At 59.2% G+C, this 13,537-nt stretch carries 15 protein-coding genes and 3 tRNA genes; 11 read left to right on the plus strand and 7 right to left on the minus strand.

The window, feature by feature from the left end; all coding sequences use genetic code 11:
• Positions 1 to 42: 42 nt before the first annotated feature.
• The gene (locus tag CRX69_RS15165; RefSeq protein ID WP_047228510.1) at positions 43 to 393 is read right to left on the minus strand and encodes a hypothetical protein; all 351 of its coding nucleotides are present in this window, start codon (positions 391 to 393) and stop codon (positions 43 to 45) included.
• A gap of 161 nt (positions 394 to 554) precedes the next feature.
• Between CRX69_RS15165 and CRX69_RS15170 the strand changes: the two genes are divergently transcribed.
• A complete protein-coding gene (locus CRX69_RS15170) occupies positions 555 to 1,373 on the plus strand; it encodes a shikimate 5-dehydrogenase (RefSeq protein WP_107322272.1) in 819 nt (272 codons plus the stop codon).
• On the opposite strand, the gene CRX69_RS15175 is transcribed toward CRX69_RS15170, so the two are convergent.
• Positions 1,374 to 2,021 carry a YceH family protein gene (locus CRX69_RS15175; RefSeq protein ID WP_047228508.1) on the minus strand — a complete coding sequence of 216 codons (648 nt, stop codon included), beginning with the start codon at positions 2,019 to 2,021 and terminating at the stop codon, positions 1,374 to 1,376. It lies immediately after the preceding gene.
• A gap of 130 nt (positions 2,022 to 2,151) precedes the next feature.
• Between CRX69_RS15175 and CRX69_RS15180 the strand changes: the two genes are divergently transcribed.
• Positions 2,152 to 2,661, plus strand: a complete 510-nt coding sequence (locus CRX69_RS15180) for a DUF1993 domain-containing protein (protein ID WP_107322273.1) — start codon at positions 2,152 to 2,154, stop codon at positions 2,659 to 2,661.
• Positions 2,662 to 2,850: 189 nt separating this feature from the next.
• Here the strand turns inward: CRX69_RS15180 and sstT are convergent, their stop codons facing one another.
• On the minus strand, positions 2,851 to 4,083 hold the full coding sequence (gene sstT, locus CRX69_RS15185; protein ID WP_047228506.1) for a serine/threonine transporter SstT: 1,233 nt from the start codon (positions 4,081 to 4,083) through the stop codon (positions 2,851 to 2,853).
• A gap of 283 nt (positions 4,084 to 4,366) precedes the next feature.
• On the opposite strand from sstT, the gene CRX69_RS15190 reads away from it, so the two are divergent.
• Positions 4,367 to 5,524 carry an MFS transporter gene (locus CRX69_RS15190; protein ID WP_047228505.1) on the plus strand — a complete coding sequence of 386 codons (1,158 nt, stop codon included), beginning with the start codon at positions 4,367 to 4,369 and terminating at the stop codon, positions 5,522 to 5,524.
• Here the strand turns inward: CRX69_RS15190 and nhaR are convergent.
• Positions 5,521 to 6,417 (minus strand): transcriptional activator NhaR, encoded by an 897-nt coding sequence (gene nhaR, locus CRX69_RS15195; RefSeq protein ID WP_107322274.1) that lies wholly within the window; start codon positions 6,415 to 6,417, stop codon positions 5,521 to 5,523. The two genes, CRX69_RS15190 and nhaR, sit on opposite strands and share 4 nt — an antisense overlap.
• Positions 6,418 to 6,553: 136 nt before the next feature.
• On the opposite strand from nhaR, the gene CRX69_RS15200 reads away from it, so the two are divergent.
• Positions 6,554 to 6,805, plus strand: a complete 252-nt coding sequence (locus tag CRX69_RS15200; RefSeq protein WP_107322275.1) for a hypothetical protein — start codon at positions 6,554 to 6,556, stop codon at positions 6,803 to 6,805.
• Positions 6,806 to 6,833: 28 nt separating this feature from the next.
• Positions 6,834 to 7,583: a TerC family protein gene (locus CRX69_RS15205; protein WP_047228502.1), complete on the plus strand. Its 750-nt coding sequence runs from the start codon at positions 6,834 to 6,836 to the stop codon at positions 7,581 to 7,583.
• 76 nt (positions 7,584 to 7,659) lie between these two features.
• Here CRX69_RS15205 and CRX69_RS27690 read toward each other — a convergent pair whose 3' ends face one another.
• Positions 7,660 to 7,827: a hypothetical protein gene (locus tag CRX69_RS27690; RefSeq protein ID WP_171061342.1), complete on the minus strand. Its 168-nt coding sequence runs from the start codon at positions 7,825 to 7,827 to the stop codon at positions 7,660 to 7,662.
• Positions 7,828 to 8,050: 223 nt separating this feature from the next.
• On the opposite strand from CRX69_RS27690, the gene CRX69_RS15210 reads away from it, so the two are divergent.
• Both CRX69_RS15210 and CRX69_RS15215 read left to right on the plus strand, forming a co-directional pair.
• Entirely contained in the window at positions 8,051 to 8,728 is a 678-nt protein-coding gene (locus tag CRX69_RS15210; RefSeq protein ID WP_047228501.1) for a peptidase C39 family protein, read from the plus strand.
• 99 nt (positions 8,729 to 8,827) lie between these two features.
• Positions 8,828 to 9,031: a DUF6021 family protein gene (locus CRX69_RS15215; RefSeq protein ID WP_076383965.1), complete on the plus strand. Its 204-nt coding sequence runs from the start codon at positions 8,828 to 8,830 to the stop codon at positions 9,029 to 9,031.
• 45 nt (positions 9,032 to 9,076) lie between these two features.
• Here the strand turns inward: CRX69_RS15215 and pbpG are convergent, their stop codons facing one another.
• Both pbpG and folD read right to left on the minus strand, forming a co-directional pair.
• Positions 9,077 to 10,015: a D-alanyl-D-alanine endopeptidase gene (gene pbpG / locus CRX69_RS15220; protein WP_076386598.1), complete on the minus strand. Its 939-nt coding sequence runs from the start codon at positions 10,013 to 10,015 to the stop codon at positions 9,077 to 9,079.
• Between the two features lie 269 nt (positions 10,016 to 10,284).
• Positions 10,285 to 11,139 (minus strand): bifunctional methylenetetrahydrofolate dehydrogenase/methenyltetrahydrofolate cyclohydrolase FolD, encoded by an 855-nt coding sequence (gene folD, locus CRX69_RS15225; RefSeq protein WP_047228500.1) that lies wholly within the window; start codon positions 11,137 to 11,139, stop codon positions 10,285 to 10,287.
• Between the two features lie 281 nt (positions 11,140 to 11,420).
• On the opposite strand from folD, the gene CRX69_RS15230 reads away from it, so the two are divergent.
• The 4 genes from CRX69_RS15230 to tig all read left to right on the plus strand — a co-directional run bounded on the left by CRX69_RS15230 (position 11,421) and on the right by tig (position 13,490).
• Positions 11,421 to 11,497: transfer RNA gene (locus CRX69_RS15230), tRNA-Arg, on the plus strand.
• A gap of 49 nt (positions 11,498 to 11,546) precedes the next feature.
• Positions 11,547 to 11,622, plus strand: a tRNA-His gene (locus tag CRX69_RS15235).
• Between the two features lie 57 nt (positions 11,623 to 11,679).
• Positions 11,680 to 11,764 (plus strand) — tRNA-Leu (locus tag CRX69_RS15240).
• A gap of 415 nt (positions 11,765 to 12,179) precedes the next feature.
• Positions 12,180 to 13,490, plus strand: coding sequence for a trigger factor (tig, locus tag CRX69_RS15250; RefSeq protein WP_047228499.1), 1,311 nt, complete (start codon positions 12,180 to 12,182; stop codon positions 13,488 to 13,490).
• The last annotated feature ends 47 nt before the right edge of the window (positions 13,491 to 13,537 follow it).

A 13,537-nucleotide genomic window follows, 5' to 3' on the forward strand; every position in this document is an offset into this window, starting at 1 on the left:
TGATCGAGGATCACAGGCCTTTCTTTTTGCCTCAGAGACTGATCACCAGCGCCCGTAATGACCGCGCGGTGGGCCGTAGTAATAGCCCCGTGGTGGCCCGTAATACACCGGCGCCGGACGATAGTAGACAGGGCGCTCGATGTAGACCGGCTGTGGTTGGTAGTAGACCGGTGGCGGCTGCTGCACATAAACCGGTTGTGGCTGGACGTACACCGGTTGCTGCACGTAGACCGGACGATCACGGTTGATGATCGCTGAGCCGACGATGGCCGAACCAACGATTGCGCCAAACACGGCGGGCCCCTCCCAACCACCTCGACCATGGGCGGATGCCTGGCCGGTGACCGCGAGTGCCCCCATGAGCAGGGCGATGATGGGGAGTTGACGGTTCATAACGATTCCTCGTTTTGGCCCCGGCGCCTGTGGTCTGCAACAGACCCGAATGAGGGTCGCGGGGATACTTGCTCTGACAGCGATTTTTTCAGAATTTGCCGTGCCGTTGGGTAAATATTGTGTAAGGTCTGTAGCGGTTTCTTTACTGCAAGGAGTCACGCATGCAGATCAACCCCAACAAAGACACTCAACTGTGCATGTCACTATCGGCGCGCCCTGGGAACTTCGGCCTGCGCTTTCACAATCACCTGTATGAGCAACTGGGGCTGAATTTTTACTACAAGGCATTCAGCAGCCAGGACTTGCCCGGTGCTGTAGGCGGCATCCGCGCCTTGGGCATCCGCGGGTGCGGGGTGTCGATGCCGTTCAAGGAGGATTGCATCGCCCTGGTCGACGAACTCGATCCTTCCGCCGCCGCGATCCAGTCCATCAATACCATCGTCAACACCGATGGCCATTTAAAGGCCTACAACACCGACTACATCGCGATCGCCCAATTGCTGCAAACCCATGCGGTGCCCAAGGATTCAACCTTTGCTCTGCGCGGTAGCGGCGGCATGGCCAAGGCCGTGGCCAGCGCCTTGCGCGACGGTGGTTACTCAAACGGTTTGATCGTGGCCCGCAACGAAACCGCCGGGCGAGCCTTGGCCGGCTCCCTGGGTTACGAGTGGCAGGCTGAACTGGGGCAGCGACGGCCGCAGATGCTGATCAACGTCACGCCGATCGGCATGACCGGTGGCCCGGAAGCCGATCAACTGGCGTTCGAGCCCGAGACCATCGCAGCGGCCGAGACGGTGTTCGATGTGGTGGCGATCCCGTCGCAAACGCCGCTGATCGTGCGCGCCCAGGCTGAGGGCAAACGGGTCATCACCGGGCTCGAAGTGATTGCGATCCAGGCCCTGGAGCAGTTTGTCCTGTACACCGGCGTGCGGCCCAGCGCGGAACAATTCAAGAAGGCCGTGGCGTTCGCTCGATCCTGATTACTCCAGTCGCGCCAGCCGTTCTTCCAACGCCGCGATCCGCGCTTCGAGTTCTTCGATGCGCTCCAGCGACACGCCGCTGCCGGCACCACGCTCCACGGGATGCTGGCGGGCGGCGAGGATCGCTTCGATATCCGCCGGGTCGCCCATGGCGTGCATGTAACGGTCTTCCCGCTGGCCTGGCTGACGCGGCACCAACAGCGCCAAACCACGGGCGATCAGCCGTTCAAGCTGATGCACCACCTGTTCGGTGTCTTCGAAATCGTGCATCCGCCCGCTACGGGTCAGCAGTTCATTGACTGTCTGCGGGCCGCGCAAGAACAGCAACCCCATCAGAATCACTTGGGCCGGCACCAGCTCCAGGGCCTTGTCGACCCGATGCTCCCAGCGGTCGGCGCGGCTGCCCATCACCAGTTTGGTAAAGCCGCGACCTTCCAGCGCACGCAGGCTCTGGCCGACCTGGCCCGGATTGAGGTTCATGACCGGCTCACGGCTGGTCTTCTGGTTGCAGGCCAGCACCAGGGCGTTGAGCGTCAGCGGGTAGGTCTCGGGGTTGGTGGCCTGCTTTTCGACCAGCGCGCCGAGAATGCGGATTTCCGTGCTGTTGAGCCGCGGTTCTTCGGCCGGGCTTTGTTCTTCGATACTCATCGCGCGTTCCCTATGCTGTGGAAGCCGCCTAGCCTAATCCTTGCGCAATAAAAGACAAGGTGCGCAACAAGGCGTGGCTATAATCGCACCCGTTTGATTTGTCCTTTCCTGCCACCTGCATGAGATCGCCATGACTATTTCCCTGTACGCCGCTTCCATCCCGGTTTTCAAGCAGATGCTCAACGCCCTGAGTGATGTCCTGAACAAGGCTGAAGCCCACGCCACTGCGAAAAACATCGACCCGAACGCGTTCCTGCAAGCCCGCCTGTACCCTGACATGTTCCCCCTGGTACGCCAGGTGCAGATCGCGGTGGACTTCGCCAAAGGCGTGTCCGCGCGTCTGGCCGAGCTTGAAGTGCCGAAATATGACGACAGCGAAACCACCTTTGCCGAACTGCAAGCCTTGATCACCAAGGTATTGGCGTTCATCGACGGCATCAGCCCCGAGCAGATCGACGGCAAGGAAGGCATCGAAATCGTCACCCGTCCGGGCACGCCGAAGGAAAAACGCTTCACCGGCCAGACCTACCTGCTGAGCTATGGTCTGCCGCAGTTCTTCTTCCACGTCACCACCACCTATGCGCTGCTGCGCCACAATGGCGTGGAAGTGGGCAAACGCGACTACATGGGCGCGTTCTAAACCCGCCAGCATGAAAAAGCCCGGGACGGTGTGGGCCGTCCCGGGCTTTTTCATGCTGGCGGTCTGTTTACACGGTGGCTGTGCCATCGCTATCGCGAGCAGGCTCGCTCCCGCATTGGATTTGTATCTGCCACAAACCCTGTGGGAGCGAGCCTGCTCGCGATGACGGTCATACCTCCAGCGCCGCTGTCAGGCCACGCGTTCGCGCTTCTCTTCCTCACCCAAGCAAGCCGCCGCGGTGAACAGCACATCGGTAGAGGAATTGAGCGCAGTCTCCGCCGAATCCTGCAGGACGCCGATAATGAAGCCCACGGCGACCACCTGCATGGCGATGTCGCTGGGAATGCCGAACAGGCTGCATGCCAGGGGAATCAGCAACAGCGAACCACCGGCCACGCCGGACGCGCCGCAGGCACAAATGGCCGCGACGACGCTCAGCAACACGGCGGTCGGCACGTCGACCACGATACCCAGGGTATGCACCGCCGCCAGGGTCAGTACGGTGATGGTAATGGCGGCGCCGGCCATGTTGATGGTCGCGCCCAGCGGGATCGATACCGAATAGGTGTCTTCGTGCAGGCCCAGGCGTTTGCTCAGTTCCAGGTTCACTGGGATATTCGCCGCCGAACTGCGGGTGAAGAATGCGGTAATGCCGCTCTCGCGCAGGCAGGTAAAGACCAGTGGGTACGGGTTGCGACGCAGCTTCCAGAACACGATGAGCGGGTTCATCACCAGCGCCACGAACAGCATGCAGCCAATCAGCACGGTCAACAGGTGAAGGTAGCCCAGCAACGCGCTGAAGCCTGAGGTTGCCAGGGTCGAGGCCACCAGGCCGAAGATCCCCAGCGGGGCGAAGCAGATGACCACGCGCACGATCACGGTCACGCCGTTGGACAGATCCCCGAGCACGGTACGGGTGGTTTCGCCAGCATGGCGAATGGCAATGCCCATCCCGATGGCCCAGGCCAGAATGCCGATGAAGTTGGCATTCATCAGGGCGCTGACCGGATTGTCCACCACGCTGAGCATCAAACTCTGCAGTACTTCGCCGATGCCGCCGGGGGCGGTGACGGCGACGTCATGGGACACCAGGACAAGGCTGGACGGAAACAGGGTACTGGCAACCACCGCGACCACTGCGGCGGCGAAAGTGCCGAGCAGGTACAGGAAGAGAATGGGCCGGATATGGGTTTCCTGACCGTGCTTGTGGTTGGCGATCGACGCCATGACCAGCACGAACACCAGGATCGGTGCCACGGCCTTGAGCGCTGACACAAAGACCTTACCGATGAAAGCGGTGGACTTGGCAAGGTCCGGTGCCAGCCACGCCAGGATGATGCCGGCGATCAGACCGATGACGATTTGCGTCACCAGGCCGGTGCGTTTGAGGCGGTGTAGAACGGAAGGAGACAAAGCAGTCATAACGGCATCTCTGATTTTTTTTGTGTGCAACGGTCGACCCCTCAGGGCAACAGACGGGCAGGCCACGTGAGCGGGACCGAAAAGAAAGTACAGCGTTTGCAGGCCGCGGACTTTATCACAGCCCGCGGAAAAACCTGACGGACCTGTGACGATCCGTCGCTTGGGCGTTCACACGCGTTTGTCTGAGGGGCGCATTCTGTTAGGCTTTGGGCCAATCCCCTTTCTACTCTGCCAGCGACCCTTTTGGGCTGACGCTGGTGTCGTTGTTTTGCTGGAGTTCTGCATGTTGTCTGTTTTTCTGTTGTCGGCGGCTGGTTTTACAGTGCTGACCACCGAATTCATTATCGTCGGCCTGTTGCCATCCATCGCCCGCGACCTGCAAGTCACGATTGCCCAGGCCGGGCTGCTGGTCACGCTGTTTGCATTTACCGTGGCGGCATTCGGGCCGTTCCTGACCGCCTGGTTCGCCCGCTTTGAGCGGCGCAAGCTGTTTATCAGCGTGTTGGTGATGTTTGGTCTGGCCAACACACTGGCGGCGCTGGCCCCCAATATCGGTGTAATGGCCGTCGCCCGATTGATCCCAGCCTTGGGGCTACCGGTGTTCTGGGCATTGGCCAGCGAAACGGCAGTGGACATTGTCGGGCCGCAGTTTGCCGGGCGGGCCATCGCCCGGATCGGGTTCGGCATTGTCTGTGCCACGGTGTTCGGTATTCCGGTAGGCACGCTGATTTCTGATGCGTTCGGCTGGCGCAGCGCCTTTGCCATCCTGGCGTTCGTTGCGTTCGCCAAGGCCTTGCTGCTGTTTGTCTACCTGCCCAAAACCAATCTGCATCAGCACCAGGTCAGTTTGCGCTCGCAACTCAAGATATTGCGCAGCCCGTTGATGCAGGGCCATGTGCTGCTGTCGATCCTGGTGTTCAGCGGCATGTTCACCGCGTACACCTACCTGGCCGATATCCTCGAGCGCCTGGCCGGGTTCGACGGCACACTGGTGGGCTGGTGCCTGATGGGCTTCGGGGCCGTGGGGCTGGTGGGTAACTCTCTGGGCGGCCGCGCGGTGGACCGACACCCTTTGATCGCCTCGATGGTGTTTTGTCTGTTCCTGATCGGCGGCATGGTGGCGCTGGTGCCGAGCATTCATTCGACCGTCGGGCTGGCGGCAGCGATGGGCATCTGGGGAGTGACCCAGGCGGCCCTGTTCCTGGTCAGTCATGTACGACTGATGAAGGCCGCGCCTGAGGCTCCAGCCTTTGCCGCATCGCTGAACATCGCCGGGGCCAATCTGGGAATTGGCTTGGGGGCGATGGTCGGTGGGCGCGTCATCGATACCCTGGGCCTGGGCAGCGTTGGTTTTGCCGCGTCCGGGTTCATCCTCATATCGATCCTGCTGGCGTTATTGCTGATGACCTTCAAGCCCCGTGCCGCCTGCGCGCAGTCCTAAGCGCTGAACAGCTCGCGTCGGGCCCCTTCGGCGATGGCGACGATGCCCGGATGGCTGACCTTGCGCTCTACGGAAATGGCATAGAACGACTCGCTGACCGCATCGGTCTGGCCGATCACCTGCACGCCGTACTGACGCTGAACTTCTTCGGCGATCACGCTCGGGCCGATGAAAATTCCGCTGCCTGATTGCCCGAAGGCCTGCATCAGCGCGCTGTCGTCGAATTCGCCGACGATGCGCGGCTGGATCTGTTGCTCGGCGAACCAGCGTTGCAAGCGGCTGCGTACCACGGTTTCGGCACCTGGAATCAGCAGCGGGGCGTCATGCAGGCTGCGGGGGAAATCCTGCCCATAGCGCTCGGCCAGCGCAGCGGTGGCAAAGAAGCTGATCCCGCACTCTCCCAACTTCTGGCTATAACCCTTGATGTCCAGGTGGGTCGGCATCGGGCTGTCGGAAATCACCAGGTCCAGGCGCTGGATCGCCAGGTCCGCCAACAGCCGCTCGAGTTTGTCTTCGCGGCAGGTGATGCGCAGCGGCTCACTCAGCTCCATGGTCGGCGCCAGCAGCCGATAGACAATGGACTTGGGCACCACGTCCGCCACCCCGACCCGGAACAGCGTCTGCTGCTCATTGGGTTGGGCCCGGAGCATAAGCTCCAGTTCGCCACCCAACTGGAACATGTGTTCGGCATAGGGCAGCGTCTGGCGGCCAGCCTCGGTCAGTTCCAACTGTCTCCCGACGCGGCGAAACAACTTGATGTTAAAGGTTTGCTCAAGCAGCGAAATCTGCCCGCTGATGGTTTGTGGTGTCAGGTTCAGTTGCTCGCAGGCCCGCACGATGCTGCCGGTTTTGGCCACCACCCAGAAGTAATGCAGCTGTCGGTAATTGAGCATAAGGCACGCCGATTCGTAAAAGCCGAAGTATAACCGCTGAAAATACGAATTTTCCTGAAGTATTCACCTCTCTAGAATGCCGGGCCATCGGTGAGCCACCTTTGGTGCTCTGTTTAACCCTGAGAGGCATTTATCCATGACGTACAAAACCCTGGGTTTGGCGGCCTTGTTGGCAGTGTCTTCAATCGCCCTCGTTGGCTGCGAACAGGCCGAAAAAAGTGCCCAGCAGTTGATGGGGCAAGCCGCGGAAACGGCCAAGCAGGCAATCGATGACACCCATAAGGCTGCGGAACAGGCGATCAGCGAGGCCACTGGCGGGTTGATCAGCCCCAAGAAGAAGCCGGCGGATGAGGCTGAAGAATCCGAAACCTCCACCCAAACCATTTAACCCCGTCATATCGAGTCAGGACTGACCCATGGATTATCTTTTACAACTCGCTGCCAGCCCCACTGCATGGATCGCGCTGGCGACTCTGGTCGTCATGGAAATCGTGCTTGGCATCGATAACCTGATCTTCATTTCGATCCTGACCAATAAACTGCCCGAACAGCACCGCGCCAAGGCGCGGCGTATCGGCATTGGCATGGCGCTGATCCTGCGCCTGGGCTTGTTGAGTACCATTGCTTTCATCGTGCAGTTGACTGAGCCGGTTATCGAAATCCTCGGTCAGGCATTCTCCTGGAAGGACATGATCCTGATCGCCGGCGGCCTGTTCCTGCTGTGGAAAGCCACCACCGAGATCCACCACAGCATGGACCCGGCACCGAATGATCCGAAATCCGCCACCTCCGGCGTGACCCTCGGATTTGCCGCTGCGATCGGTCAGATCCTGATGCTGGACCTGGTATTTTCCATCGACAGCATCATTACCGCCGTGGGCATGACCGAGCATCTGCCGATCATGATCATCGCCGTCGTGATCTCGGTGTTGGTGATGTTGCTGGCGGCCGAGCCGCTGGCCAAGTTCATCAACGACAACCCGACAGTGGTCATGTTGGCGCTGGGCTTCCTGATCATGATCGGCATGACGTTGATCGCCGAAGGCTTTGGTGCTCATGTGCCCAAGGGCTATATCTACGCAGCCATGGCGTTCTCGGCAGCGATCGAGGTGTTGAACATGATGTCGCGTCGTCGTCAGCAAAGGGCGTTGGCTGACAAAGCCTGATTACAGGCACTCAAAAGCCGCCCGGGTCCATGCCCGGGCGGCTTTTTTTTTGGATTTTTGAAGGGCGGCGGGCCGGTCAGTGTGCGGCGGCGTGGCGCCTGGCCGGTTTTGGTGCTTTTTCCGCCCGCGCTGGTCGTGGCGCAGGATGATGGCGGCGTGCAATGCGCAAAACGCCCCACAGCATGGCTGTGGCGACGCTTAACCAGCCGAATATCAGCATCAGGATTGTTGTGGTCAGGCTCATCTGTGCCTCCTTCTGCCCAAGTTCAGGGCGACGCACTCGTTACAATGGACAGTCTAGTCGCTAAAGTGTTGCAGGGAATCGATCGGTATTGATGACAAACGGACCGCTTCGTTCTATCGCCGCGATGGGACTGCTGTTTAAGGCTATACCCACGTCTGTCTGCACCTTATGATCGACGGCCCTTGCCTGGCCCGATGTCGGGTGCCTTAACAAGAGAGTCCTAATGTTTCCGGTAATTTCCTCTTTTCGATCACTGGTACTGGTGACGGCCTGCCTGGCGGCCCTGGCGGGTTGCGCAGGCAGTGTGTCGCCGCAGATTCAGCGCCTGCCCGAGCGGGTGGAACTCAACAGCGTGCCGTTTTTTCGCGGTGAGATGTACCAGGGTGGCCCCCAGTCGCTGGCCAGCCTCTTGACGCTGCAAGGCACGGTAATCACCCCGGGGCTGCTGGAGAAGCCTCTGCATCTGCCGGAAGGCGAGGCTCATTTGCAGCAGAACCTGCAGACCCTGGCGCGAGAGTATGGGCTGGTGGTGTACCCCCTCGACAGCGAACTGCCGGCACTGTTGGAGCAAGTCGCGGCAGGTTATCCCGTGTTGGTGCGCTATACGGAGGGGTCGGCTTTCTGGTCTGGGCCCAGGTACGGCATTCTCGTCGGTTATGACCGCCAAAAGCAGACGGTCTTGCTGCGATCAGGGATGAACCGGCGGCTGCTGATGAGCTTCAGTGGGTTTGAGTCGGCTCTCAAGGATGCTGGAGGCTGGGCGGTATTGGTCCAGCGACCTACGCAGCTCCCGGCCAAGGTAGACTCTCAGCGCTGGCTGAAAGCTGCGGGCGAACTGGCCGGGGCAGGGCAGGAGCAGGCAGCGGCCCGGGCGACTCAAGCCCTGAGCGGCGCACACTGATCTCACCCCCGTTCGTCACTTGTCGGGCACCACCCGCCATGCCAGAGGCTCCTAACCTCAGGGCCGGAATATCCGGCCCATGCTTGCGAGGAGAAAAGCATGGCACAGTCGAAAACACCTACGGGGCCACATTCTTCCGAACATTCTTCTGGCGATGATTTGGGGTTTGATCCCGACTCGCCGGATCTCGGCGATCCTCAAGTCGATCCGATAGGCCCCGCCAAGGCGCCTCTGGACGAAGAGGATGAGCAGGAGGAGCCCGGTTCCAGAGCGTATGACCCGTTGGGTGATCTAAAACCTTGAATAAAACAAAGCCCCGATGAGTCGGGGCTTTGTTTGCCTGGTTAATTAATTCGACGCTTCGACTACACCGGTTTGGCGGCTCTTGAGGTTCTTAGCCGCCTTGTATTGAAGGGCCGCGGCAGGGACGCTGGCGCTTTTGCCGGTTTCCACCCAGCTACGGATCCGGCTGGCATCGGCGAAGTGGGTGTATTTCCCAAACGCATCCAGCACCACCAGGGCCATCGGTCGATTGCTCATTTTCGTCACCAGTACCAGGCAGTGGCCGGCCTGATTGGTGAAGCCGGTCTTGGTCAGCTGGATGTCCCAGCCAGCCTTATGGACCAAGTGGTCGGTATTGCGAAAGCCCAGGCTATAAACCGGTTTGCGGAAGGTTACGGTCTTTTCCTTGGTGGTACTCAGTTCGCTCAGCAATGGATATTTGCGTGCCGCGATCAGCAGTTTGGTCAGGTCCCGGGCGGTGGATACGTTGTGAATCGACAGGCCTGTGGGCTCGACATAGTGGGTGCTGCTCATGCCCAGCGCCTTTGCCTTGGCGTTCATGGCCGCGATGAACGCTGCGTACCCGCCCGGGTAGTGGTGGGCGAGGCTGGCGGCGGCGCGGTTCTCCGACGACATCAGGGCAATCAGCAACACGTCCCGGCGTGACAGTTCGCTGTTGAGCTTGACCCGGGAAAATACTCCCTTCATCTCCGGTGTATTGGCGATGGTCATGGAGATGTATTCATTCAGATCCTGCTTGGCATCCAGCACGATCAGTCCGGTCATCAATTTGGTCACCGAAGCGATGGGCACCACTACGTCGGGATTGCTGGCATAAACGACTTTATTCGTCTGCAAGTCCAGCAGTATCGCGCTGCCCGAGGCGACTTGCAGTTTTGAGGTGTCTCGCGGGGTGGCGATGGTTTCCTGCGCCTCGACATTCTGCGTGATAAAGGTACCTGTGAAAGCGAAGAACAGGCTGAGGATAGAAAGACGGATTTTCACGCGAGTAGACTCGATAGAGTTGAAGGTGCCGTGCAGCAATGGCTTGTTAAAAAAGCGCTGCATTTTATGAGTATGGGCGACGACAGCGCCATATGCCTGTACCGCCGGGGCTTGCGATTAAATAAAGTTTAATGAAGGGCGCAAAAACTCCTGTGGGAGCGAGCCTGCTTGCGATAGCTGTGTGTCAGTCAGCATGGATGAAGGCTGAGACAAAGCTATCGCGAGCAGGCTCGCTCCCACAGGGATTGGAACTGCGCTGAAAAGGCGTATCAGCTATGCAGCGTTTCCGCCGCATACAAGGTGTTTTCCAGCAGACAGGCACGGGTCATCGGACCTACGCCGCCAGGGACTGGAGTGATCCAGCCTGCACGGGGCAGGGCGGTTTCGTAGATCACGTCGCCGACCAGCTTGCCATCGTCCTGGCGGTTGATGCCCACGTCGATGACGATGGCGCCTTCCTTGATCCACTCGCCCTTCACCAGGCCAGGCTTGCCAGCGGCAACGACCACCAGGTCGGCGCGGCCGACGTGTCCAGCCAGGTCCTTGGTAAAGCGATGGGTTACGGTGACGGTGCAGCCGGCCAGCAGCAACTCCATGGCCATCGGACGGCCAACGATGTTGGACGCGCCAACCACCACGGCATCGAGACCGTACAGGTCCACGCCGGTGCTTTCCAGCAACGTCATGATGCCTTTGGGGGTGCAGGGGCGCAGCAGCGGGATACGCTGGGCCAGGCGACCGACATTATAAGGATGGAAGCCGTCGACATCTTTGTCCGGGCGGATGCGCTCCAGCAGTTTGGAGGCGTCGAGGTGTTCAGGCAGGGGCAGTTGGAGCAGAACGCCGTCGATGTTCGGGTCGTCGTTCAGGCGATCAATCAGATCAGCCAATGCTTGCTGAGTGGTTTCGGAAGGCAGGTCGTAGGCCTGGGAAAGGAAGCCGACCTCTTCACAGTCTTTACGCTTGTGCGAGACATAAACCTGAGAGGCAGGATCGCTGCCGACCAGGATCACCGCAAGGCCGGGCGTGCGCAGGCCTTGCTGGCGACGTTCGGTGACTCGTTGGGCGATCTGCTGGCGCAGGCTGGCGGCGATCGATTTGCCGTCGATAAGTTGTGCAGTCATTGCGCGTGGTTAACCATCGAGAGGGGAAAAAAAGAGAACGCATTCTCGCATGCCGAGGCGTGAGGGCAAAGGCGCTTGGTCTGCAAATTCCCCTAACCCCTTTAATTAAATGAATTTTTTTTAAAAAAGAGTTGACGACCTATCAGGCCGTCTATAACATTCGTCGCACTTGTCGGGCACAGCCTAGCACTGGTTAAGAAGGTGGAGCAGAGTTGGTTGTTTTAACTCGGTAACACTGAAAGCACTTAGTTTGTAATCGTCCAAGAATACAGATTAAAAAGGCGCCCGTAGCTCAGCTGGATAGAGCATCCGCCTTCTAAGCGGATGGTCGCAGGTTCGAGTCCTGCCGGGTGCGCCAATTAGGCAGCTTTGGCACAAGTAAGGCAACAAGGCAACAAGGCAATATGGTGGGCGTAGCTCAGTTGGTAGAGCACGGGATTGTGACTCCCGTTGTCGTGGGTTCGATCCCCATCGTCCACCCCATATTCTAGAAAGGCGCCAGATTAACAGTCTGGCGCCTTTGCTTTAAAAGCTTGATACGCGGATGTGGTGGAATTGGTAGACACACTGGATTTAGGTTCCAGCGCCGCAAGGTGTGAGAGTTCGAGTCTCTCCGTCCGCACCATACAAGTCGCTATTTAAATAGCAGAGAACGGCGCAGTACCTGAAGAGGGCTGCGCCGTTTTTGTATTCATGGTTTTTTGTCGCCGATCCTGGTTCAGGGTTGTGCGGGGTGCCCGGGTCGTCACGATTGTGTTTCCTGATGATGCGCGGCATGCCCGTTGGTCTCCTCGCGAGACCGGATGCCGGGCGCGCGGGTTTGCTGCTCCTATATATAGAAGCATTGACCCAGAGCCTTGCAGTGATCGACTGTATTTGCAATCCGGGTGAGGCATGACCGTATGTCCGCTCCTAAATTCGGCGCCTGTTTCCAGCCCTTTTTCAGTAGGGTGACTTCTTGAGTTTGACCTACTAGAATGCATGCCCTTGATTCTGGGGTCGGAAACGCCCGGCCAACGTCTGTGCAACGAGGAATATCCATGCAAGTTTCTGTTGAAAATACTTCTGCTCTTGAGCGCCGCATGAGCATCACCGTGCCGGCTGAGCGCATCGAGACTCAGGTCAACAAGCGTCTGCAGCAGACTGCCCAAAAGGCCAAAATCCCAGGTTTCCGCCCAGGCAAAGTGCCAATGAGCGTGATCCGTCAGCGTTATGAAGCTGACGCACGTCAGGAAGCCGTGGGCGATGTGATCCAGTCTTCGTTCTACGAAGCGGTCGTCGAGCAGAAGCTGAACCCGGCCGGTGCTCCGTCCGTCGAGCCTAAAGTGCTGGAAAAGGGCAAGGACCTGGAGTTCATCGCCACGTTCGAAGTGTTCCCTGAGTTCACGGTTGCCGGTTTCGAGTCCATCTCCGTCGAGCGTCTGAGCGCCGATGTTTCGGATGCCGACCTGGACAAGATGCTGGACATCCTGCGCAAGCAGAACACCCGTTTCGAAGTGGCCGATCGTGCTGCCCAGAACGAAGATCAACTGAACATCGATTTCGTCGGCAAGGTCGACGGTGAAGTGTTCGCCGGTGGTTCCGCCAAGGCTACTCAGCTGGTGCTGGGCTCTGGCCGCATGATCCCTGGCTTCGAAGATGGCCTGGTTGGCGCCAAGGCCGGTGAAGAGCGCGTTCTGAACCTGACCTTCCCTGAGGATTATCAGAACCTGGACCTGGCTGGTAAATCCGCCGAGTTCACCGTGACCGTCAACAGCGTTTCCGAGCCGAAACTGCCAGAGCTGAACGAAGAGTTCTTCGCCCAGTTCGGCATCAAGGAAACCGGTCTGGAAGGTTTCCGCGCCGAAGTTCGCAAGAACATGGAGCGTGAGCTGCGTCAGGCCATCAAGTCCAAGGTCAAGAACCAGGTCATGGACGGTCTGCTGGCCTCCAACCCGATCGAAGTGCCAAAGGCTCTGCTGGACAACGAAGTGAACCGTCTGCGTGTACAGGCTGTTCAACAGTTCGGCGGCAACATCAAGCCGGATCAACTGCCCGCTGAGCTGTTCGAAGAGCAAGCCAAGCGCCGCGTTGTGCTGGGCCTGATCGTTGCTGAAGTGGTCAAGCAGTTCGAACTCAAGCCTGACGAAGCCCGCGTTCGCGAGCTGATCCAGGAAATGGCTTCGGCCTATCAGGAGCCTGAGCAAGTCGTGTCCTGGTACTACAAGAACGACCAGCAACTGAACGAAGTCCGTTCGGTTGTGCTGGAAGAACAAGTTGTGGATACTGTTCTGCAGAAAGCTAGCGTGACCGATAAAGCGGTCTCTTACGAAGAAGCGGTCAAGCCGGTGGAAGCTCCACAAGCCGATTGATCGTTCTGCGGTAAGAAATACACACCCATAAGCCAGCCTTCGCGCTG

It is taken from the genome of Pseudomonas rhizophila, assembly GCF_003033885.1.
Taxonomy (GTDB): domain Bacteria; phylum Pseudomonadota; class Gammaproteobacteria; order Pseudomonadales; family Pseudomonadaceae; genus Aquipseudomonas; species Aquipseudomonas rhizophila.